Source organism: Sinomonas terricola (genome assembly GCF_034931225.1).
In the GTDB taxonomy this organism is placed as follows: domain Bacteria; phylum Actinomycetota; class Actinomycetes; order Actinomycetales; family Micrococcaceae; genus Sinomonas; species Sinomonas terricola.
This window is the reverse complement of record NZ_JAYGGQ010000027.1, coordinates 1-20,926: the sequence shown is the minus strand read 5'-3', so window position 1 is coordinate 20,926 and position 20,926 is coordinate 1. Positions and strand designations below refer to the sequence as shown.

At 70.1% G+C, this 20,926-nt stretch carries 20 protein-coding genes, 1 tRNA gene and 1 pseudogene; 13 read left to right on the top strand and 9 right to left on the bottom strand.

Annotated elements, in window-relative coordinates:
• Positions 1-80: 80 nt before the first annotated feature.
• Positions 81-163 (bottom strand) — tRNA-Leu (locus SPF06_RS21725).
• 263 nt (positions 164-426) lie between these two features.
• On the opposite strand from SPF06_RS21725, the gene SPF06_RS21720 reads away from it, so the two are divergent.
• The 7 genes from SPF06_RS21720 to pknB all read left to right on the top strand — a co-directional run bounded on the left by SPF06_RS21720 (position 427) and on the right by pknB (position 9,865).
• Positions 427-1,194: an FHA domain-containing protein gene (locus SPF06_RS21720; protein ID WP_323281252.1), complete on the top strand. Its 768-nt coding sequence runs from the start codon at positions 427-429 to the stop codon at positions 1,192-1,194.
• Positions 1,191-1,664, top strand: coding sequence for an FHA domain-containing protein FhaB/FipA (locus SPF06_RS21715; RefSeq protein WP_323281251.1), 474 nt, complete (start codon positions 1,191-1,193; stop codon positions 1,662-1,664). The genes SPF06_RS21720 and SPF06_RS21715 overlap by 4 nt, the downstream gene beginning before the upstream one ends.
• 2 nt (positions 1,665-1,666) lie before the next feature.
• Entirely contained in the window at positions 1,667-3,421 is a 1,755-nt protein-coding gene (locus tag SPF06_RS21710) for a PP2C family protein-serine/threonine phosphatase (protein WP_323281250.1), read from the top strand.
• The gene (locus SPF06_RS21705; RefSeq protein ID WP_323281249.1) at positions 3,421-4,833 is read left to right on the top strand and encodes an FtsW/RodA/SpoVE family cell cycle protein; all 1,413 of its coding nucleotides are present in this window, start codon (positions 3,421-3,423) and stop codon (positions 4,831-4,833) included. Before SPF06_RS21710 ends, SPF06_RS21705 begins: the two co-directional genes overlap by 1 nt.
• Positions 4,830-6,290: a peptidoglycan D,D-transpeptidase FtsI family protein gene (locus tag SPF06_RS21700; protein ID WP_323281248.1), complete on the top strand. Its 1,461-nt coding sequence runs from the start codon at positions 4,830-4,832 to the stop codon at positions 6,288-6,290. Before SPF06_RS21705 ends, SPF06_RS21700 begins: the two co-directional genes overlap by 4 nt.
• A complete protein-coding gene (locus SPF06_RS21695; RefSeq protein WP_323281247.1) occupies positions 6,287-7,888 on the top strand; it encodes a protein kinase domain-containing protein in 1,602 nt (533 codons plus the stop codon). Before SPF06_RS21700 ends, SPF06_RS21695 begins: the two co-directional genes overlap by 4 nt.
• A gap of 90 nt (positions 7,889-7,978) precedes the next feature.
• The gene (gene pknB / locus SPF06_RS21690; protein WP_323281246.1) at positions 7,979-9,865 is read left to right on the top strand and encodes a Stk1 family PASTA domain-containing Ser/Thr kinase; all 1,887 of its coding nucleotides are present in this window, start codon (positions 7,979-7,981) and stop codon (positions 9,863-9,865) included.
• A 49-nt stretch (positions 9,866-9,914) separates the two neighbouring features.
• Here the strand turns inward: pknB and SPF06_RS21685 are convergent, their stop codons facing one another.
• Entirely contained in the window at positions 9,915-10,562 is a 648-nt protein-coding gene (locus SPF06_RS21685; protein ID WP_323281245.1) for an aminodeoxychorismate/anthranilate synthase component II, read from the bottom strand.
• Between the two features lie 158 nt (positions 10,563-10,720).
• Between SPF06_RS21685 and SPF06_RS21680 the strand changes: the two genes are divergently transcribed.
• Entirely contained in the window at positions 10,721-11,023 is a 303-nt protein-coding gene (locus SPF06_RS21680) for a cell division protein CrgA (RefSeq protein WP_323281244.1), read from the top strand.
• A 1-nt stretch (position 11,024) separates the two neighbouring features.
• A complete protein-coding gene (locus SPF06_RS21675; RefSeq protein WP_323281243.1) occupies positions 11,025-11,732 on the top strand; it encodes an alanyl-tRNA editing protein in 708 nt (235 codons plus the stop codon).
• 37 nt (positions 11,733-11,769) lie between these two features.
• Here the strand turns inward: SPF06_RS21675 and SPF06_RS21670 are convergent, their stop codons facing one another.
• The 6 genes from SPF06_RS21670 to sigK form a co-directional block, all read right to left on the bottom strand.
• The gene (locus SPF06_RS21670; RefSeq protein ID WP_323281242.1) at positions 11,770-12,555 is read right to left on the bottom strand and encodes an NHL repeat-containing protein; all 786 of its coding nucleotides are present in this window, start codon (positions 12,553-12,555) and stop codon (positions 11,770-11,772) included.
• Positions 12,556-12,968: 413 nt separating this feature from the next.
• Complete coding sequence (locus SPF06_RS21665) at positions 12,969-13,445, bottom strand: SRPBCC family protein (protein WP_323281241.1); 477 nt, start codon at positions 13,443-13,445, stop codon at positions 12,969-12,971.
• Entirely contained in the window at positions 13,442-13,789 is a 348-nt protein-coding gene (locus tag SPF06_RS21660; RefSeq protein ID WP_323281240.1) for an ArsR/SmtB family transcription factor, read from the bottom strand. The genes SPF06_RS21665 and SPF06_RS21660 overlap by 4 nt, the downstream gene beginning before the upstream one ends.
• 161 nt (positions 13,790-13,950) lie before the next feature.
• The gene (locus SPF06_RS21655; RefSeq protein WP_323281239.1) at positions 13,951-14,388 is read right to left on the bottom strand and encodes a DUF4383 domain-containing protein; all 438 of its coding nucleotides are present in this window, start codon (positions 14,386-14,388) and stop codon (positions 13,951-13,953) included.
• A 102-nt stretch (positions 14,389-14,490) separates the two neighbouring features.
• Positions 14,491-15,384 (bottom strand): anti-sigma factor, encoded by an 894-nt coding sequence (locus SPF06_RS21650; RefSeq protein WP_323281238.1) that lies wholly within the window; start codon positions 15,382-15,384, stop codon positions 14,491-14,493.
• Positions 15,377-15,955 (bottom strand): ECF RNA polymerase sigma factor SigK, encoded by a 579-nt coding sequence (sigK, locus tag SPF06_RS21645; RefSeq protein WP_323281237.1) that lies wholly within the window; start codon positions 15,953-15,955, stop codon positions 15,377-15,379. The genes SPF06_RS21650 and sigK overlap by 8 nt, the downstream gene beginning before the upstream one ends.
• A 165-nt stretch (positions 15,956-16,120) precedes the next feature.
• Between sigK and SPF06_RS21640 the strand changes: the two genes are divergently transcribed.
• Positions 16,121-17,428: an MFS transporter gene (locus SPF06_RS21640; RefSeq protein ID WP_323281236.1), complete on the top strand. Its 1,308-nt coding sequence runs from the start codon at positions 16,121-16,123 to the stop codon at positions 17,426-17,428.
• Positions 17,429-17,440: 12 nt separating this feature from the next.
• Here the strand turns inward: SPF06_RS21640 and SPF06_RS21635 are convergent, their stop codons facing one another.
• On the bottom strand, positions 17,441-18,430 hold the full coding sequence (locus SPF06_RS21635) for an Lrp/AsnC family transcriptional regulator (RefSeq protein WP_323281235.1): 990 nt from the start codon (positions 18,428-18,430) through the stop codon (positions 17,441-17,443).
• A gap of 29 nt (positions 18,431-18,459) precedes the next feature.
• Between SPF06_RS21635 and SPF06_RS21630 the strand changes: the two are divergent.
• The 3 genes and pseudogenes from SPF06_RS21630 to SPF06_RS21620 form a co-directional block, all read left to right on the top strand.
• Positions 18,460-18,975: pseudogene (locus SPF06_RS21630) on the top strand (transporter substrate-binding domain-containing protein); the annotation flags it as partial.
• Between the two features lie 97 nt (positions 18,976-19,072).
• On the top strand, positions 19,073-19,471 hold the full coding sequence (locus tag SPF06_RS21625; protein WP_323281234.1) for a transporter substrate-binding domain-containing protein: 399 nt from the start codon (positions 19,073-19,075) through the stop codon (positions 19,469-19,471).
• Positions 19,468-20,730: a M20 metallopeptidase family protein gene (locus SPF06_RS21620; protein ID WP_323281233.1), complete on the top strand. Its 1,263-nt coding sequence runs from the start codon at positions 19,468-19,470 to the stop codon at positions 20,728-20,730. Before SPF06_RS21625 ends, SPF06_RS21620 begins: the two co-directional genes overlap by 4 nt.
• Positions 20,731-20,926 lie beyond the last annotated feature (196 nt).

Below are 20,926 nucleotides of genomic sequence, written 5' to 3'. Positions count from 1 at the left end.
GAACACCCCCGGTCCGAAGACCGGGGGTGTCGTCGATGTCCCGAGACATCTGTAGCCGATGTCCCGAGACACCACATGGGTGCGCGAGGCGGGATTTGAACCCGCACGCCCTTTCGGACACTGGCACCTGAAGCCAGCGCGTCTGCCGTTCCGCCACTCGCGCTCACCCTCCGACGGGCTCTAACCAGAGGCCCAATCCCGCGAAGGCAGCGACAACAAGCATAGCCGAGGCCCCACGGGATACGAAATCGCCAGCACGATTCTCGGCACCCGAGTCGGGAGTTTTCAGACCCGCCCAGTACTATCGGAGAAGCATCGACCGCGTGCGCGGCGCGCCACGGCACGGAACACCGGCACACACGCCAGCCTGTGCTGTGGGTGCGGCGCGCATGCCTGACCGCACGGCGACCCGAGAGGAGGACGGCCATGGGACTGCTCGATCGCCTCGAGCTCGGCATCGAGAAGGCCGTGCACGGCGTCTTCTCGCGGGGTTCGAACAGCCAGGTGCAGCCGGTCGAGATCGCGAGCCGCCTTCGGCGTGTCATGGACAGCCAGGCGATGGTGATCGCCCAAGGCCGCACGCTTGCCCCGAACGTCTTCGAGGCTCGCCTTGGCGACCAGGACTTCGACCGCGCCCAGCTGTGGGGCCAGCCGCTCGCCGAAGAGCTGTGCGACGTCGCCGTCAAGCACGCCCGCTCGCAGGGCTACACCCTTCAGGGCCCCGTGCGCTTCTCCTTCAAGCACGACGGCGCGCTCAAGCCGGGCTCGTTCGAGGTCACGGCGCGGTCCGAGCAGGGCAAGGCGCCCTCCCGTCCGTCGAGTCCGCCCGCGCCGCCGCGCATGCCCACCGCGGCGCCCCGCGTCCCAGCGGCCGCGCGTCAGGCGCTGCGGCTTCACCCCGTCCTCGAAATCGAGGGCCAGCGGTATTCGCTCAACGCAGACTCCATCGTGCTCGGCCGCTCCTCGGAGGCGGACATCGTAGTAGACGACACGGGCGTCTCGCGAAAGCACCTTGAGATCCGTCACGGCGAGGGGCGCACGTACGCTGTGGATCTCGGATCGACCAATGGCAGCTACGTCAACGGCGAGCGCGTGAACGGCTCGGTCGAGCTGCTCGACGGCTCGGCGATCACCATGGGCCGCACGCGCATCGTGTTCCGCATGCTGCCGGCGCCGCTGGGAGGAAACGCGTGAACGAACTGACGCTCACCGTGCTGCGTCTGGGCTTCCTCGTGCTCATGTGGGTGCTCGTCTTCAGCATTGTGGGAGCCATGCGGCGCGACCTCGCCGTCGGCCGCCGCAACAAGACAGGAGCCCCCACGGCCCGGCAGGTGCGCAAGAATCCGGAGCTCGCCGAGCCGCCGGCCCGCCAGCAGGCCCACCACCTGGTCGTCGTCGAGGGCCCCCTCGCCGGCACGGATATGCCGCTCGGCGAGAGCCCGATCCTCCTCGGCCGGGCCCAAGAGGCGACGCTCGTCCTCGAGGACGACTACGCGTCGGGCCGCCACGCCCGGCTGTTCCCCCAGGGAAGCCGCTGGTTCATCGAGGACCTCGGCTCGACCAATGGCACCTATCTCGCCGACCGCCAGCTCACGCGTGCTCAGCCGGTTGAGCTCAATGTCCCGATCCGCATCGGCAAGACCGTGATCGAGCTGAGGCCCTGATCTTGCCGGACACCCAGCTGATCCTGCGGTACGCAGCCCGCTCCGACGTCGGTCGGCTGCGCTCGAAGAACGACGACTCCGCCTACGCGGGCCGTCATCTCGCCGTGGTCGCGGACGGCATGGGCGGCCACGCCGGCGGCGACGTCGCGAGCGCGTCCACGGTCCTCGACCTGGTCCACCTCGACCGGGGAGGCTACGCCGGGGACGCCGGGACGGTGCTCGCGGACGAGATCCAGACCGCGAATTCGCTTCTCTCCGAGCTCGTCTCCGCGAACCCCAAGCTCGCGGGCATGGGCACGACGGTCACGGCCATCCTCCTCAACGGCTCGAAGCTCGCGTTCGCGCACATCGGCGATTCGCGCGCGTACCGCCTGCGCGGCACCGCGTTCGAGCAGATGAGCGTGGACCACACGTTCGTCCAGCGCCTCATCAACGAGGGCCGCCTCCGCCCCGAAGAGGCCGAGACCCACCCGCACAAGAACGTGCTCATGCGCGTCCTCGGCGACGTCGACGCGAGCCCCGAGCTCGACCTCACGTCCTTCGACGTCGAGGAGGGCGAGCGCTGGCTCCTCTGCTCGGACGGCCTCAACTACGTCCCGCACGAGATCGTCGAGCAGACCGTGCGGGACGTCGACGACCTGGCCGAATGCGCGGACCGCCTCATCAGCCTCACGCTTGCCGCGGGCGCTCCGGACAACGTGACCGTCGTCGTCGCCGACATTGTCGCGGACACGGCCGCCGCCGGGGAGGGCAGCGACGCTGTTCCCGTCGCGGCGCCTGCGGCCGCGGCCCCTGTCACGGCCTCCGCCGCGGCGCGGACGCCCGTGACGTCCGCCGCGCGCGCCGAGAGCCCCCAGCCGCACGCCCACGAGGCAGTCGAGGACCGGCGCGCCGAGGTCGCGGGCCCCGGCCGGACGGACGACGACGGCGACGCGCGCCTCGCAGGGTCGTCACCGGATGCGTCGGCCGCCTCGGTCGGGCCCGGGGCAGGCGACGCCGTCGCGGGATCGGGCGGAACGGGGGCCGAGCCGCCGTTCCGACGCGAGCTTCCCACCGATCCGAACCTCGGTGCCCATCTCTCGGCCGAGGTGCTGCGCCGCGAACTCGACAGCCGCCCGCACGAGCTCGTGGGCGCCGCAGCCGCGGCGGCCGAAGCAGGGTCGCTGCCCTCGGTCGCAAGCCGCACAGCGGCGCGGCGGGCCGCAGCACTCCTCACGCACCGCGCGTCGGACGCCGAAATGGACCTCGAGGAGACCGACTCCGAGTCCGCCCCGAGGCCGGCGACGCGGTGGTTCCGGCTCATCCTCGCCGCGGTGGTCGCGGTCGCCATCGTGCTCGGCCTCTGGCTCGGCTACGCGTGGACGCAGACCCGGTACTACGTGGGTGCGTCGGATGACCACGTCGCCATCTTCAATGGGGTGTCGCAGCCCCTCGGGCCCTTCTCCCTCTCGAAGGTCTACGCCCCGACGGACATCCCGATGAGCTCCCTGCCCGACTTCCAGCAGCAGACCCTTCGCAGGGGCGTACCTGCGGACAGCCTCACGGAGGCTGAGAAGCTCGTCGCACAGCTCCGGACCAATCCGCAGAGCTGCCTCACGTCGCCTCCGTCGGCCTCGCCCAGCCCGTCCACGACGGCGGGCGCGGTTCCGCCGTCCGGCCAGGCGACGACGTCGTCTACTGCGAGCCTGCCGGCCTTTGCGAGTCCCTCGCCCTCCGCGAGCCCCTCGTCCACCAACCCGTGCTTGGGAGGCCACTAGTGAGCGCCGTCGACATCGCGTCGCGTCCGCGGCGCAACATCGAGCTCGTCCTGCTCATCCTCGCGCTCATCGTGGGGAACGGGGCGAACGCGATGACCTCGATCAACGTGGGTGCGCCCCTCGGAAACGACTTCTGGATGCAGACTGCCATCCTGTGCGTTGCATCCCTCGCCGTGCATATAGCGCTACGCATCCGGGCGAAGTATGCCGATCCGGTAATCCTTCCGATTGTCGTCACGCTCAACGGGCTCGGCCTCGCGATGATCCACCGGCTGGATACCGACGGCTCCGACTACGGGAACGCTCAGGCGCGCTGGACGGTCATCGGGATGGCGCTGGCCGTCGTCGTCATCCTCTTCCTCAGGGATCACCGCACGCTCAGGCGGTTCACCTACATCTCCCTCATCCTGAGCGCGCTCCTGCTGGTCCTGCCGCTCGTCCCGGGCATCACGGCGGGCGACATCAACGGCGCCCAGGTGTGGATCCGCGTCGGATCGGCCACGTTCCAGCCGGGCGAGATCGCGAAGATCACGATCGGCGTCTTCTTCGCGGGGTACCTCTCGACCAACCGGGACCTCATCCTGCTCGCGGGCCGCCGCATCGGCAAGCTCCAGCTCCCGCGCTTCCGCGACCTGGGCCCCATGGTGATCGCGTGGCTCGCGAGCATCGGGATCCTCATCTTCCAGCACGACCTCGGCATGTCGATCCTCTTCTTCGGGATCTTCATCTCGATGATCTACGTGGCCACGAGCCGCGCGAGCTGGGCGATCCTCGGCGTGCTGCTCATGTTCGGCGGATCGCTCGCGGCGGGACTCATCTTCCCGCACATCCGCCTGCGCATCGACGGATGGATCAACGCGTTCGACCCGGAGGTCTTCGGGCGCCAGTACGGCGGCAGCTACCAGATCGTCCAGGGACTGTTCGGCATGGCCAACGGCGGCCTCATCGGAACGGGCCTCGGGCAGGGCAGGCCTGATCTCGTGCCGTTCGCGCACTCCGACATGATCATCGCTTCGTTCGGCGAGGAGCTCGGCCTCGTGGGGCTCTTCGCGATCGTCATGCTCTACGCGCTCCTCGTCTCGCGCGGCCTGCGCGCGGCCATCGGCGCGCGCGACGCTTTCGGCAAGCTCCTCGCGTGCGGGCTCTCGGCCGGGATCGGCCTCCAGTGCTTCGTCGTGATCGGCGGCGTGACGCGCCTCATCCCCCTCACGGGCCTCACGACGCCGTTCCTCGCGGCGGGCGGCTCGTCCCTCCTCGCCAACTGGATCATCGCCGCCCTCGTACTCGTCATCTCGAACGCCGCGCGCCGGCCGATCGACATGACGCCTCTCCAGGCCCCGGCCGCCCACGCCCCGGGCGCGCACCGCGCGGCCCCGGAAACCACCGTGACCCAGGCGGTGGAGCGGCAATGAACCAGGCCATCAGGAACGCGTGGATCGCCCTCGCCGTCATGTTCGCCCTCATCCTGGGCTCGATCAGCTACGTCCAGGTCGTAGGCGCCGACGACCTCGCGTCGAACCAGTGGAACAACCGCGCGATCCTCGCGACGTTCTGCCAGGACCGCGGCGCGATCATCGTGGGCGGCCAGCCGGTCGTGCAGTCCGCGCCGACCGGAACCGAGAGCTGCAAGTTCCAGCGCAAGTACCTCCAGCCCGAGCTCTACGCGGGCATCACGGGGTACTACTCGAAGGACTACGGCTCGACCGGCCTCGAGAAGAGCATGAACGGGGCCCTCACGGGCCAGTCGGACCAGCTCCTCTTCGACCGGCTCAAGCAGCTCCTCCTCGGCCAGCAGCCGCAGGGCGCGTCGGTCGAGCTCACGATCGACCCGGCCATCCAGCAGCTCGCGTACAGCCTCATCCCGGATGACAAGCGCGGCTCGATCGTGGTCACGAATCCGAAGACCGGCGCGATCCTCGCGATGGTCTCCAAGCCGAGCTACGATCCGAACGCGATCGCGACCCACGATCAGGCCGCGGCTCAGGCCGCCTTCACGAAGATCCAGGGCACTCCCGGCATCAACCTCAACCAGAGCGTGAGCGGCCCGACCGGCGCGCTCCTCGCGCCGGGCTCGGTGTTCAAGCTCGTCGACACGACCGCCGCCCTCGCGTCCGGCAAATACAACAAGGACAGCGTGCTGCCGAACCCGGCCCAGATGCCGCTGCCGGGCAGCACCGCGACCCTCCCGAACTACGCGGGCGGCAACTGCTACACGCAGAGCGAGGCGAGCTTCGCGTTCGCCCTCGAGCAGTCCTGCAACACGCCGTTCGCGTCGATCGCGCTCGACTTGGGCCAGGACGCGATCGGCAAGCAGGCCGAGGCGTTCGGCTTCGGGCAGGACGCGGGAAACCTCCTGCACCTCGACTACCAGGCCGGCCAGTGGCCCAAGGGCCTCGACCAGGCACAGCTCGCGCAGTCCGCAGTGGGCCAGTTCAACACAAAGGCCTCGCCGCTCCAGATCGCCCTCATGACCGACGCGATCGCGAACGGCGGCGTGCAGATGAAGCCATCGCTCATCAAGTCCATCACGGCCCCGGACCTCCGCGTTGTCGATCAGCCCAAGCCCGAGGTCCTGCGCACGTCCACGACGCCGGACATCGCCCGGCAGATCACTGAATGGATGACGGACGTCGTCTCGGACGGCATCGCCAAGGGTGCGGCCGTCCCGGGAGTCAAAGTTGCCGGCAAGACCGGAACGGCCGAACTCGGAACGAGCGGCCTCAACAATTCGTGGTTCACGGGCTTTGCCCCGGCGGACAATCCGCAGGTGCAGGTGACCATCGTGATCGAGGGCGTCGATGTGCTGACGGGCGCCAAACTGACCAGTCCTAGCGCGAGCAAGATCTTTGAGGCGGTGTTGAAGAAGTGAGACCGACGTCGGGCATCACCTTGGGCGGCAGGTACCACCTGGAGAGCCGGATCGCCATCGGCGGCATGGGCGAGGTGTGGAACGCTCGCGACGAGGTCCTGGGACGGAACGTTGCGATCAAGATCCTCAAGGAGGAGTACGCGGGCGATCCCGGGTTCCTCCAGCGGTTCCGCAACGAGGCCCAGCACACGGCGCTGCTCAACCACAACGGGATCGCCAATGTCTTCGACTATGGCGAGGACAGCGGCTCCGCCTACCTCGTCATGGAGCTCGTCCCCGGGGAGCCGCTCAGCTCGATCCTCGAGCGCGAGAAGGTGCTCTCCCCGGACCGCGCGCTCAGCATCATGGCGCAGACGGCGCGCGCCCTCGCGGTCGCGCACGCGCGCGGGCTCGTGCATCGCGACATCAAGCCCGGCAACCTGCTCATCACGCCGGACAACCGCGTCAAGGTCACGGATTTCGGCATCGCGCGCCTCGCCGACCAGGTTCCGCTCACGCAGACGGGCCAGGTCATGGGCACAGCGCAGTACCTCGCGCCCGAGCAGGCCACGGGCCAGCAGGCCACGGGCTCGAGCGACATCTACTCCCTCGGCGTGATCGGCTACGAATGCCTCACGGGCCACCGCCCGTTCTCCGGGGAGAGCCAGATCGCGATCGCGCTCGCGCAGGTCAACGACGCGCCGCCGCCCCTGCCGGAGCAGGTGCCCGCCCCCGTCCGCGCGCTGCTCATGTCGATGCTCTCGAAGGATCCGCGCAACCGCCCGGCGAACGCGATCAAGCTCGCCGAGGCCGCCGAGGCGATCCGGCGCGGGGACGTGCGGGCCGCCCAGGCGGCCGTTCCGGGCATGCTGCTGCACGACGACTCGACGGAAGCCATCACCCAGCCGCAGGATGCGCGCACGGCGCCGACCGCCGTCGTCGGCGGAGTGGGAGCCGGCATCGGCGCGTCTGCTGCCGCGGCCCAGGCCGCGCACGCCGCGGCCCCCGCGACGGCGGCGCTCCCCATCATGGGGGGCCACAACGACGGCGCCTCCGCGGTCGAGGGCGCGCACGAGCCGTCGCCGTGGTACGCGCCGATCGACGAGGAAGAGGAGCTGGCGCCCACGCGCCCCCCGCGCAAGAAGCGGAGCGCGCTCACGTGGCCCCTCGTGGCCCTCGTCGCGCTCCTCCTGTTCGTCCTGCTCGGCATCTGGCTCACGAATTCTGGCCTGTTCTCCTCGCCGCAGCCCTCGCCGTCGTCGCCCGCCCCGAGCCCCACGACGGCGGTGACGAGCGCCTCCCCTACACCAACCCCGACCGCGACACCGACTCCGACAACGGTGACCGTCGTGGCGGGGAACTACGTGGGCAGGAACTACACGGAGGTTCAGAGCGAGCTCGAAGCGCTCGGCCTTCGCGTTGACCTCAACCCGGTGGAGCAGACCCAGGGGATCATGGGCGCGGTCACATCCCTGACCCCCACGGGCCGGCTGCAGCCCGGGACGACCGTCACAGTGACCTACGCGGTGGTCTCGGCTCCCACGCCCACGCCGACGCCCACCCAGAGCCACGCGAACGCGACGACACCCCCTGCTTCCCCCGCGACACCCGGGAAATAGGTCCACACTGGACTAGCAGGACTGCTTCCGGGAAATAGAGGTTATGTGACACATCCGACGCACACATCGCTGGAACGAGAGGACGAGCCGATGCCGCAGCCCGTCGTCCTCTCGGGCCGGTATGTGCTCGGCCAGCTCTTGGGGCGCGGCGGGATGGCGGACGTCTTCGAGGCGCACGATTCACGCCTCGGGCGGACGGTCGCGGTCAAGATGCTGCGGCCCGACATGTCCCGGGACCGCCAGCTCCGCGTGCGCTTCGAGCGCGAGGCACAGGCGGTCGCGGCCCTCAACCACCCGAACATCGTCGCGGTCTATGACACGGGCGAGCGCCGTGCCGATCCGCTCAACCCGGCTTCCGTCGAGTCCCCGTTCATGGTCATGGAGCTCGTGACGGGGCGCACCCTCCGCGAGCTCTCGCACGAGGGGACCATCACGCTCGAGAAGGCCCTCGAATACGTCCAGGGCGTGCTCGCGGCGCTCGAGTACAGCCACCGCGCGGGGATCGTGCACCGGGACATCAAGCCCGCGAACGTCATGGTCACGGACGAGACGGGCACCGTGAAGGTCATGGACTTCGGGATCGCGCGGGCCGTCGCGGACTCGGGCGCCACCATGACCCAGACGCAGGCTGTGGTCGGCACCGCGCAGTACCTCTCGCCCGAGCAGGCGCAGGGCCAGACCGTGGACGCGCGCAGCGACCTCTACTCGACCGGCTGCCTCCTCTACGAACTCCTCACGGGGCGGCCCCCGTTCGTGGGCGATTCCGCGGTCTCGGTCGCGTATCAGCACGTGCAGGTCGAGGCCCCCAAGGCGCGCGACTTCAATCCCGAGGTCACGGAGGCCGTGCAGAGCGTCCTCGACAGGGCGCTCCAGAAGGACCCCGCCAAGCGCTTCCCCGACGCGGGCGCGTTCCGGCGCGCGCTCCGGGCGGCTGGCGCAGGCCGGGTCCTCCCGGCCGCGGGAGCGAACGACGACGCCGCAGCACCCCCTGCGATGGCCCTCGCCGGGGCGGGGGTCGGGGCGGCGGACGCGCCCAGCACCGGCAGGCACGCCGCCGCGGCGCCGCCCGACGCCGTCGACCCCCATCTCGGCGACACGGGCGAGATCCCGCTCGTGCCGCCCGCCGAGGCCGAGATCCTCCTCCCGTTTGCTGAAGACGAGGCCGAGCCCCGGCGGCGCCGCCGCCACGGTGGCTGGATCGCGCTGCTCCTGCTCGTCACGGCCCTCGTCCTGGGCGGCGGCGGGTACTGGATCTACACGTACCTCACCACGCCGCCCGCCGTCGTCATGATCACGGTGCCGAGCGTGAGCAACCTCAAAGACACGGACGCGTTCGCGAAGCTCACGCAGGCCGGCCTCCAGCCCGAGTTCACGCGGAAGCCGAGCCCCGACGTCGCGAAGGACTACGCGATCGACACGCTTCCGGCCGCCGGGACTCAGCTCGCGAAGAACTCGAAGATCACGATCGAGATCTCGAGCGGGCCTTCGACGGCCGTGATCCCGCAGAGCGTCATCGGCAACACCGAGGCCGGCGCGAGGGACACGCTGCGCTCGCTCGGCCTCGTTCCCGCGGAACAGTCGAAATCGGCGAACAGCCCGACCGTCCCGATCGGCCACGTCATCAGCGTCGACCCCGGCGCGGGCCAGACCGTCGCGATCGGAACCCAGGTCACGCTCACCATCTCGACCGGCAAGGTGAGCGTCCCGGACCTGCGCGGGCGCCTCGTCGACGACGCGAAGAGCGCCCTCACGAACCTCGGCCTCCAGGTGCAGACCAAGGACTCGCAGACGAGCTCCTCCCCCGCGGGGACGGTCGTGGACCAGAGCGTCGCGCCGGACGGCTCGATCGATCAGGGCGGAACGGTCGTGCTCACGGTCGCGGTCGCCCCGACTCCCTCGCCGTCGCCGAGCCCCTCGCCGACGTCGACCGGCAAGAAGGGCAACGACACCGGGGCCGCGCTCCCGGGCTTCCCGTAGACTCTGGCCCCAGGCCGGCCCCGGCCCGCCTCAAACCAGCGCGGCGGGGCTACGCCTCCGCGGCGTGGATGAGCGGGCTCAACGTCGAGGCCTTCACGGCGGCGCCCGCGAGCCCGAGCGATTCGAGCCAGTTGCCGAGCATCTGGTAGCCGCCCTCGGTCAGGACGCTCTCGGGGTGGAACTGGACCCCGCTGAGCGGCGCCGACTTGTGCTGAAGCCCCATGATCACGCCCGAGTGTGTATGGGCCGTGACCTCGAGGACGTCGGGAATCGTCTCGGCGACGGCCGCGAGCGAGTGGTAGCGGGTCGCGGTGAACGGAGACTTGAGCCCCGCGAAGACGCCCCGGCCCTCGTGCTCGACGAGCGAGGTCTTGCCGTGCATGAGCTCGGGCGCGTGGGTGACCCTGCCGCCGTACGCCTCGGCGAGCGCCTGGTGGCCGAGGCAGACACCGAGCATGGGCTTCGCACTTTCGCCGCACCACTTGATGAGCTCGATGCACACGCCAGCCTCGGCGGGGTTGCCGGGCCCGGGCGAGATGAGGACGCCGTCGCGCGCGTCGGCGAGCTCGATCGCCTCGGCGAGGGAGACGTCGTCGTTCCGCACGACCGTCGTCTCGGCGCCGAGCTGCTGGAGGTAGCCGACGAGCGTGTAGACGAACGAGTCGTAGTTGTCGATAACGAGGATGCGGGTGCTCATGTGCGGTTCGGCCAATCGTGGAGTGGGCTGGGCCGGCGAACTGGGCAGCTAGACTTGGCTACCAGAACGAGTCAGATAGCGGCACCCCGGCGCGTCGGCGGTGCTTGCAGGATACCAAGTGGGCCAGCGAGCAGCCGAAGGCGGCCCAAGGAGGACAAGTGCCCGATTCCCCGGACAAGCCCGAGACGAAGGCGCGCGCCCAGAAGAGCGCGGACAAGGCGCTGACGAAGAAGAGCGCCAAGCCCCGCAAGAAGAAGCGGTCGCCGAAGCCGTCCGGCCCCACTCCCCCTTGGTACAAGTACCTCATGTTCACCTTCATGGTGGTCGGGCTGCTGTGGATCATCGTCTTCTATGTGACGCAGGGCCAGTTCCCGGTTCCCATCCTGGGCAACTGGAACATCCTCGTGGGCTTCGGCGTCGCGATCCTCGGCTTCCTCATGACCCTGCGGTGGCGCGGCTGACGTGGTTCCCCACGAGAGCGGCGCGCGTCAGGAGAACGCCTACTACGCGGACACCTACCTGACGGACGCCTCGGCCACCGTCGTCGCCGCGGGCACCGAGGACGGCACGGGCTCGGCCTGGGTTGCCGTCTCGCCGAACATTTTCCACCCCAAGGGCGGCGGGCAGCCGTCCGAAGAGGGAACGGTCGACGGCGTGGCCGTCACCCCGGCGCGCGACGACGACGGGCTCGTCATCCTCGCGGGGGCGCCGTCGGCGCTCACGGTGGGCGACGCCGTCGTCTGTTCTCTTGACGCCGAGAAGCGTCGGCTGCACGCCGCCCTTCACACGGCGGGCCACGTGCTCGGCGCGCTCGGCGAGGCGCGCGGGTGGCAGCATTCGGGGCACAGCCACTTCCCGGGCCAGGCACGGCTCGACTTCGACCCCGAAGGCCACGAGGGCGAGCTCGCGACGCCGGACCTGCGCGAGGCCGTCCGCGCCGACCTGCAGGAGGCGATGGACATGGCGCTTGCGCGCGGCGGCGCCGTCACGGCGTCGATGGACGACGCCGGCCACCGCACCGTGACGATCGACGGCGTCAACGCCGAGCCGTGCGGGGGAACGCACGTCCGCACGCTCGCGGACCTCGCGAACGTGCGGATCCTCGAGGTCAAGGTCAAGCGCGGCGCCATCAAGGTGCGCTACCAGGCCGAGCACGCCTCCGGCCTATAGGTCCGCGGCGCCTAGTCGCTGTTCTTCCTCGCGACTGTTACCTGCTGCCGCCGACGATGTCAGAGTCACTGACCTGGCTGGGCACGAGATGTTCGAGGAACGACGCCGAGGCTTCGAGCGCGGGCAGCTGGCGCTTCCTCCGCCTGCCAGTCACGATCACCGCGGCGGCGGCCGCGAGCACGACCAGAACCGAGACACCAAGCACGATTGGCATGCTTCCCCAAGGACTGGAGTCGCCGCCGCTGGCCTGCATCTGCTGGGACGGTCCGACAGCCGGGGACTGCGGCGCCGTTGACTGTGCTGCCGCAGCGGGAGCTCCCGGGCGGAGGAGCTCCGGCCCGAGGACGGAGACTGTGTGTTCCTGGGGGTTGGTGATGAGAACCGACCCGTTGGGGGCTACGGCGAGGTGACCCGGGCTGGCTGAGACGGCCACGCTGAGTGCCACCTCGGTACCGCCGGGCCTGATCACGCTCAGGTTCTGCGCTGCCGCCAAGGCATAGACGGTGCCGTCGGCTCCGACCGCGACCTCCTTGGGGTTCTTCACCGGCACCCGGCACGCCACGGCGGTGCCGCCTGGCTTGATCACCGCGATGGCGTTGCCGGTGATGTCCGCGACATACACCGAGCCGTCGGGGCCGACCGCAATCCCGTGGGGATTGTCCGTAGTTCCCGGCGTGGCGCTGACCTGGACAGTCCGAGCGACGCGTGCGGCGCCCGGAGGCATCACCGAGACCACCCCGGCCTCCTGGCTCGTGACATACGCGGTGCCGTCCTTCCCTACGGCGACCTCCCTCGGGCCTGCCTCGACGGCGATGTCGCGCACGATCGCGTCACCCCCGGGCGGGATGACCGAAACAGTGCCCGAGCCGTGGCCCTGAGGTGCTCAAGTCCGTGGCGAGGATCCGGGACGGCTTGGTTGCCCCAGCGGCCACGACGCTGACGCCATTGCCGGATAGGTCGCCGATGTACGCCGTGCCGTCGGGGCCGACGACGACCCCGAGTGGCGTCCACCATCCCTCGCGCGTGATGGTGCCCCCGGAGGATGCCGATGCCGGGCCCACGCAAAGCACCAGCAGAGCCCCCGTGAAGAGCAAGCCCAGCAACCGCGAGAACCGCACCCCGCCACCCCCATCGACATTCAGGCGCCCAATCCGCCGAAACGGAGCATATACCCTTGCGAAGACGGCCTCGGCGGCCGAGATGGCGGGAAGGGTACCTAGCGCCTGGTTCCTCAGCCTAGGCGTTGACCAGCTCGGCGTAACGCGCGAGATAGAGCGGCCAGCCGCCGTCGTTCTCGACGCCCGCGTAGACGCTCTCCCAGCCCGGACCGTGACGGTCGATGTACCGGTGCTCAAGCTCGACCCTCGTGCGGGAGGGGCCTTCGGCAACGAAGCGCACCTCGACCTCGCTCGCGTTGGCAGTGTCTGTCTCCAGCTGCCACGTGGGGCCGATGTCCCAGCTGAACACGACGCGTGTCGGGGGTTCGAACACGAGGACGCGGGCCCAGCGGCACACGCTGCCGTCCTCGCCCCGGTCGTAGATGTGCCCGCCGACGTGAGGCTCGAACACGGTTTCCACAATCGGCACAGTGAGCAGGTTGTGATCCCGCGGCTTGATGTCATCGAAGCGCTGGGTGAATACCGCGAAGGCCCGTTCCACTGGGGCCTCGACCGTGATCGCCTTCCGGACCACGGCCTCTGCTGCCAAGGTCATTTCTCCTCCGTCTCAGGGTTGTCGGCTGCCTCGGCGTCACCCCGGACTGCCGTCTCGTAATTCGCCAAGGCACGGTTCCAGAACATGTCGAGCTGGTCTCGCAGCGCCTGCACGCCCGCCGGGTTGAGCCGGTACACCCTCCGGGTGCCGACCGTCTCGTCGCTGACGAGACCGGACTCCTTGAGCACCTTGAGGTGCTGGGAGACCGCCGGGCGGCTGACCGGGAGCTGCGCGGCGAGCTCGCCGACCGGGCAGGGGTGCACTGCGAGGCGCTCGAGGATGGCGCGACGCGTGCGATCGCCCATGGCGTCCCACACGTCGTCCTGTCGTTCGTAAGTGGCCACGAACAGTAAGTTACGACTTACCGTCGCGCGCGTCAAGGGCGAGCTTTCGCGATCTGAAGGCGGCTGCCTCCCGGGCACTGCCTCGGGCGCGACGAAGGCCCGTGCCTCCCCTTCGCGCGGGAAGGCACGGGCCTTGGTTGGATTCCCCAAACCCCTTGGGATCAGCGCCGCGCCGCCGCGACGTTGCGTCCCAGCACGAGGCCGACGGCGATCATGCCGATTCCGAGCACGAGGTGCAGGACGTTGTCGGCCATGTTGACGGGGACGAAGTTGCCCCCGGAATCATCGCCGAAGACGAGCCCGTAGACGAACAGGACGAGGTAGATCGCGCCGCCCCACACGAGGAACCCCCTGGCCCCGCTGAAGGTGCGGGCGAGGACGAGGCCCGCGACGCCGAACAGCAGGTGGACGATGTTGTGCAGCACCGAGACCTGGAACACGCCCAGGAGCATCGCGTGCGATCCGAGCCCAGCGAAGCCGATCATCCCCGACGTGATCCCGGGGACGAAGCCCAGGATCCCCACGAGGAGGAAGACGGCGCCCACGGCCATGGCGGCTAGCTGGACCGGGGTGCGGCGCGTGATGGCGTTGGTGGACATGACAGCTCCTCATTTCTCTCCGACGGTGTCGGTGCGGTGTGCCCGCACCGACACTTCGGAGCCGCCGCCGGGTCGGATTGGACCGGCCGGCAGATCGGGCCGTCAGGCGAGGGCTTGGAGCACGAACGGCTTCGTGGTGGGCTGGGGCGAGCCCCCCGCGGGTTCGACGGTGACGCCGAGGTAGGCCGCGCCGTCGACCCCGCCGGGAAGCTCGTTCCACGTCGAGCCGTTCCCGGCCACCACAAGTCCGGCGGGCTTCGCTGCGCCCGCGGCGTCGATGAGCCACAGCTCGTAGGCCTTGCCTTCCGGCGCGGCGGCCATGCCGATCGTCACGACCCCGGCGAGCTGCGCCTCCTTCGAGTGCGCGATGAGCATGACCGCGCCGCCCGGTGCGGAGACCTCTTGGATCTTCGCGTCGGGCGAGGAGAGGATTCGGTCCATGACCCCCGCCCGCGAGCCCTGCGCCGCCGCGAGCGCCCGGAGCGCGTCGTCCCGCTGCTGCTGGACCCGAAGGCCCCACACCCCGGCGCCCCCCGCGGCAACGAGGAGGGCCGCGGCCGCTGCGGCGAGCCACCGGCTGCTCGCAGAAAACGGACGACGACGGCGCTCCCCGAAGCGTCCGGGGCCCACGCCGGCGGGGGACCCGGCCTGAGCTCGCGAAGGCTGGGAGCCGGTGGGGACGGTCATCTCACGCGGGTGCCCACCCACGGGAACACCCACCGGAGGTGACTCCTCAACGGGCGGCTCGGAGGCGGCGTCGGGGGCGACCTCGGCCTGCGGCGTCACCGCGATCTGCGCCATGAGGCGCGCCTTGAGCCCCGACGGCGGCGCGACCGGCGTCGTCCCGGCGGCGAGCAGAGCGGCGGTCTCGCTCAGCTCCCGGGCCTCCTGCGCCGTCGGATGCTCGAACGGGAGGCCCTCGACGCGGCGGCGCTCGTCGTCGTCGAGCGCGTTGAGTGCGTAGGCACCGGTCAGCAGGTGCAGCTGGTCATCCATGGCTCACTCCCAACACGTCTCTCAGACGGATCATGCCGTCGCGGATTCTGGTCTTCACGGTGCCCAGGGGCAGGCCCAGGGCGTCGGCGACTTCGCCATAGGTATAGCCGCCGTAGTAGGCGAGGCGGATCGCCTCGCGCTGCACCTCGGTGAGCGATTCGAGCGCCTTGTGCACGCGCTCGCTCTCGAGCGCGACCTCGACGCGGTGCTCGACGTCGTCGTAGCTTTCCCGGAAGTCCTTGATCCCCTCGCGGAGGTCGCGGTCCGCGGAGGCTTGGGCGGCGCGGACGCGATCCACCGCCCGCCGATGCGCCATGACCGTGATCCACGCCCGCGCTCGGCCGCGGTCGGCGTCGAAGCGCCTGGCCTGCTGCCACACCTCGAGGAAAACCTCTTGCGTGACTTCCTCGCTCTGCGCCGGATCCCGCACCACGCGCAGCACGAGGCCGTGCACGAGCGGCGCGAGGGCATCGTAGAGGCTCCCGAAGGCCTCTTGGTCGCCCTGCGCGACGCGTGCCATGAGCACGTCGATCTCCGGGGCGGCACTGGCTCCGGCATCTCGGTCCGGCATGTAGACAACTGTCTCACGAGTCCGCATGGCCCTCCGTCCTGTGCCGGGGCGCTTGCACAGGGGGTTCGGAGCCCGGGCCGGCCCGGATTGGCCCGGCCCGAGTGCGGGGCCCACGCGGGAGCCGGTGGCGGGCCGCACAGGCTCGGGGCGTAGGGTATAGGGGCCATGACAGGAGACCCGAAGCCCTTCACGTTCCGCTCGATCGCGCTGCCCGTCTTCCTGCCCGCCCTCCTGTTTGCGACCGGCGAAGGCGCAATCCTCCCGATCATCCCGATCACCGCGCACAACCTCGGCGCGTCGCTCGCCCTCGCGGGCCTCGTCTCGTCGATGGTCACGGTCGGGACCCTCGCGGGGGATCTGCCGAGCGGCGCCGTGGTCTCGCGGCTCGGCGAGCGTCGGTCGATGATCGCCGCAGCGCTCGTCGCGCTCGTGGGCATCGGGGTGAGCCTGCTCGCGGCGAATCCGTGGGTCCTGCTCGTCGGCGTGTTCCTCCAGGGCCTCGCGACTGCCGTGTTCGCGCTCGCCCGCCACGCCTTCATGACGACGCACGTTCCCCTGCAATACCGCGCCCGCGCCCTCTCGACCCTCGGCGGCGTCTTCCGCGGCGGGTGGTTCTTGGGCCCGCTCGTCGCGTCGGCAGTCATCACCGCAACAGGAACGCCGCAATCGGCCTTCTGGATCTTCGCGGCCGCGTGCGCCCTCGCGGCGGCATCGCTCATCGTGCTGCCAGACCCCGAGCGAGTAGCTGGCCGGGAGCGAGCGGACACCGCTGATGCGGGGCATCGGGGGGCACAACGGACGACGGCGGCCCGCAAGCCCCGGCACGGACTCTTCCAGGCGATCCGTGCTCACCGGGCCGTGCTCATGCGCATGGGGTCGGGCGCGGCGCTCGTGGGCGCGGCCCGCTCGGCGCGGATCACGCTCCTGCCGCTGTGGGCGCTCAGCATCGGGCTCGGCGAGGCGAACACGGCCCTCGTGATCGGCATCGCGGGAGGGGTCGAGTTCGCCCTCTTCTACACGAGCGGCCACATCATGGACCGCTGGGGCCGGCTCTGGAGCGTCATGCCCTGCCTGCTCGGGCTCGGGACCGGCTTCCTCGCCCTCTCGTTCCTTCACGACGTGCCAGGCCGCGCGGGGTGGTTCGTCGCCGTCGTCCTCGTGCTCTCAGTGGCCAACGGCCTCGGGAGCGGGATCATCATGACGCTCGGCGCGGACCTCGCGCCGCGAACCCAGCCCGCGAGCTTCCTCGGGGCGTGGCGCTTCGCGAGCGACGGCGGGCAGGCTGCGGCCCCGCTGCTCGTCTCGATGCTCACCGCGGTGGCGTCGCTCGCGTTCGCGAGCGGTGCGATCGGCGTGCTCGCGTTCCTCGGCGCGGGAATCCTCGCGCGGTACGTCCCGCGCTACGTGCCGCACCGCCGTCGCACGCCGAACCGCGCGCCGGAGCTCGCTGAAGGGACCCGCGAAGGCGCCTGACGGAGGCTGCTCTCAGAGCGGCAGCGGCACGACGCCAGCCGCTCGTCCGCCCGGCCCAAGGAGCCGTCCCATGCGCTTGTCAGTCCGGAACACGGGATGCCGGGAGACGACGCGAGTTCCCGGGGCGGCGCGAGCGAGATCCTGCTCGAGTGCGTGCACTGCGAGAAGGTCGCGCACCCGGAGCGTCGCGAGGAGGTTGCCGGCCCCGAGCACCTGGGCGCTCACGCGGCAGCTCGGGAGCGCAGCGCAATACCGCCCCACTGGCTCGAGACGGTCGGGCGGCACCTCAAGAACGAGGGTCACGTCCCGCTGCCCCGGATGAACCTCGGCCGCGGTGTCGCATCGAAACGCGAGCAGTCCCGCATCCACGAGCCGGTCCACCCGGCGACGCGCGGTCTGCGGCGAAATACCGCACGTCGCCGCGAGCTCCGCCCAGCCGATGCGGCCATCCTGGGCGAGGGCGCGAATGAGCGCGCCGTCGGTCGCATCGGACGAGAACGTTGGCCGGGCGGCGCCGCGCGGGGGTGCGAGCGACGACGCCGGCCCGTGGGCGAGCGCATCTTCGTGCCATTCGTAGGCCTGGCGGAAGAGCCTCGTGACGAGGAGGACGTCCCGGGCGAGGACCTCCGGGGCGTCCGCGAACGCCGTCGTGAGTACGGCCGCGAGCTCCTCATGGCTTCCGGCGAAACAGTCGACGGCGAGGTCGTGGGGTCCCGCCACGCGGGATACAGTGCCGAACGCGGGGTTCCCGCAGAGCCTCTCGACAAGCTGGTTCTGATGCGACGCCGCGCTCGCGAGGAAGACGAATGCCGACGCGCCGCCTGAAAGGTAGCGCGGTCCAGGCACGGGCATGATCCAGGCGGTTCCCTCGTCACGGAGGGCTTCCCAACGGCGGGAGACTGTCTCTGCGGACAGCTCAAGGGCCCCGCCGATGTCGCGCCACGTGGCCCGGGGGTTCAACTGGAGTGCATGGACGATTGCAAGATCAGTTTCCGAGATCATGGAATATTCACCGAGTCACAAATCTATAGATGGCTGTTAAATGGAACTTCGAAGCCGATTGTGAGCCGGATTCTATCGTGAATGGCATGGCTTATTTCTCACGTCCTTCCTCGCTCCGCACGGTCCGCAATGTCGCGGCCCTCTGCTCGGCAGCCGTCCTCACACTGGCCGCGTGCACGAACGCCTCCGAGGCGGGCACAGCCCCCGCATCGGGCGCCACTTCCGCCTCGCCGGCGTTCAACCCATCCGCCATCGCGAAGGACGATTCGCTCGCCGCCCAAGTCCCCGCCGCGATCAAGGCACGGGGAGTCCTGATCGTCGGATCCGACACGACGTTCGCGCCCGCCGAATTCCTTGGCGGGCCGGACAGCCACACGCCCACGGGCTACGACGTCGACCTCGCGACCGCCCTCGGGAGCCGCCTCGGCCTCAAAGTCGACGTCGAGACGGCGACCTTCGCGAGCATCCTCCCCGCGCTTGGGCCCAAGTACGATCTGGGCGTCTCCTCGTTCTTCATCAATCCCGAACGGCTCAAGGCCGTGAACATGGTGAGCTACGCCGTGGGCGGCTCGGCGTGGGCCGTGCAGAAGGGCAACCCCAAGAAGTTCTCGCCCGAGAGCCCCTGCGGCCGCGACGATCGGGGTGCAGACGGGATCTGTTCAGGCGGACGACGTCGCGAGCCTCACCGCGGAGTGCACCGCGAACGGCAAGAAGCCGATCGACGTCGTGACCCTCGACAAGCAGACGGACATCAACACGCGACTCGTGAGCGGGACGATCGACGCGATGGCGTCCGGCTCCGACGTCGTCGGCTACGCCTTGCAGCAGACGGGCGGCGCCATCGAGAAGGCCGGCGCGACGTATGGCGCCGCCCCTGTGGGCATCGCCGTCGCGAAGGACGACACAGCCCTCGCTGACCTCGTCCAGAAGGCCATGGCGAGCCTCATGGCCGACGGCACCTACACGAAGATCCTCACCGCGTGGAACGTGACCGAGATCGCGGTCACGAAGTCCGAGGTCAACCCGGCTGCTAAGCCGTGAACCCCGTCACCGTGCCCCTCGCGACTCCAGCGGCGCCGTCGGCCTCCTCGGCCCTCGAAGAGGCTCACGGCATCCTTCCCGACATCCGCGAGCTCCGGCGTCTCCTGCACCGCTTCCCCGAGCTCGGCACCCATCTCCCGCGGACCCAGGCCGAGGTGCTCCGGCGCCTCGAACGGCTCGAAGGGCTCGAGATCACCCCGGGAGCGAAGCTGACCTCGGTGACCGCCGTCCTGCGCGGACAGGCGCCGCTTCCCGAGCGGACCCGGAGGCCAGTCGTCCTCCTGCGCGCAGACATGGACGCGCTCCCGATCACCGAGGAGACCGGGCTCGACTTCGCATCGGAGGTCGACGGCGTCATGCACGCGTGCGGGCACGACCTCCACACCGCGGCGCTCTACGGCGCCGCCCGCGTGCTCCACGCGCGCCGCCACGAGCTTGTCGCCGATGTCGTGTTCATGTTCCAGCCCGCCGAGGAGGCCTACGTCGGGGTCAAGTGGATGATCGAGGAAGGCGTCCTCGACGCGGCAGGACGACGCGCGGACGCCGCCTTCGGGCTGCACGTCCAGTCCTCCCAGCTCGCCAAGGGCGTCTTCTCGTCCCGGCCCGGCGCGCTCATGGCCGGCTGCGATGAGCTTCTCGTGCGCGTCCGCGGCGTGGGTGGCCACGGCTCGACGCCGTTCCTCGCCAAGGATCCCGTGCCGGTCGCCGCCGAGATGGTCGTGGCGTTCCAGACTCTCGTGACGCGTGGCTACGACCCGTTCGACCCCGTCATCGTGACGGTCGGGCGCATTCAGGCTGGAACCGCGGGCAACATCATCCCCGAGTGCGCGGACTTCAACGCGACCGTGCGGATGTTCTCGCCACACCATCGCGAGCGACTCGTCGGCGACCTTGAGCGCCTGTGCCGAGGAATCGCTCATGCGCACGGGATGTCCGTCGAGCTCGCGTGGGCCGAACCCTATCCCGTGACCATGGCGGATCCCGTCGAGAACGCATACGCAGCCGCCGTCGTGCGCGAGATCCTCGATGACAGTGCCTTCATTGACCTCGAGCACCCGCACACGGGGTCCGAAGACTTCGCATGGGTGCTCCAAGAGGTCCCTGGCACGTTCCTGAGCCTCGGCGCGAGCGCGTCATCCGATCCCGCAACGGCCCCGAGCCTCCACTCTCCGCACGCAACCTTCGACGAGTCCGTGCTCCCCCGTGCCGTCGCGTGCCTTGCCGAGCTCGCCCTCCGGAGAGATCCGGTCCCGCAGTAGAGCGGCAGACCCACCTCCGCGAATGGCCGCCATCCCCGCAGGGATGACGGCCACTCGCGTTAGCGGACAGGGCCGGGGCGGCGCGGTCGGCGCTGCCCCGGGGCCGGGGCCTAGTTCTTCGGGCCCTACTTCTTCAGGTCGAAGCGGTCGTTGTCCATGACCTTGGCCCAGGCCTTGACGAAGTCGGCGACGAACT

Bases quoted from the DNA above. Each gene is read 5' to 3' on its own strand.
- SPF06_RS21720 (WP_323281252.1), top strand. From the start codon at position 427: ATGGGACTGCTCGATCGCCTCGAGCTCGGCATCGAGAAGGCCGTGCAC.
- SPF06_RS21700 (WP_323281248.1), top strand. From the start codon at position 4,830: ATGAACCAGGCCATCAGGAACGCGTGGATCGCCCTCGCCGTCATGTTC.
- pknB (WP_323281246.1), top strand. From the start codon at position 7,979: ATGCCGCAGCCCGTCGTCCTCTCGGGCCGGTATGTGCTCGGCCAGCTC.
- SPF06_RS21685 (WP_323281245.1), bottom strand. From the start codon at position 10,562: ATGAGCACCCGCATCCTCGTTATCGACAACTACGACTCGTTCGTCTAC.
- SPF06_RS21665 (WP_323281241.1), bottom strand. From the start codon at position 13,445: ATGACCTTGGCAGCAGAGGCCGTGGTCCGGAAGGCGATCACGGTCGAG.
- SPF06_RS21655 (WP_323281239.1), bottom strand. From the start codon at position 14,388: ATGTCCACCAACGCCATCACGCGCCGCACCCCGGTCCAGCTAGCCGCC.
- SPF06_RS21650 (WP_323281238.1), bottom strand. From the start codon at position 15,384: ATGGATGACCAGCTGCACCTGCTGACCGGTGCCTACGCACTCAACGCG.
- sigK (WP_323281237.1), bottom strand. From the start codon at position 15,955: ATGCCGGACCGAGATGCCGGAGCCAGTGCCGCCCCGGAGATCGACGTG.
- SPF06_RS21640 (WP_323281236.1), top strand. From the start codon at position 16,121: ATGACAGGAGACCCGAAGCCCTTCACGTTCCGCTCGATCGCGCTGCCC.
- SPF06_RS21635 (WP_323281235.1), bottom strand. From the start codon at position 18,430: ATGATCTCGGAAACTGATCTTGCAATCGTCCATGCACTCCAGTTGAAC.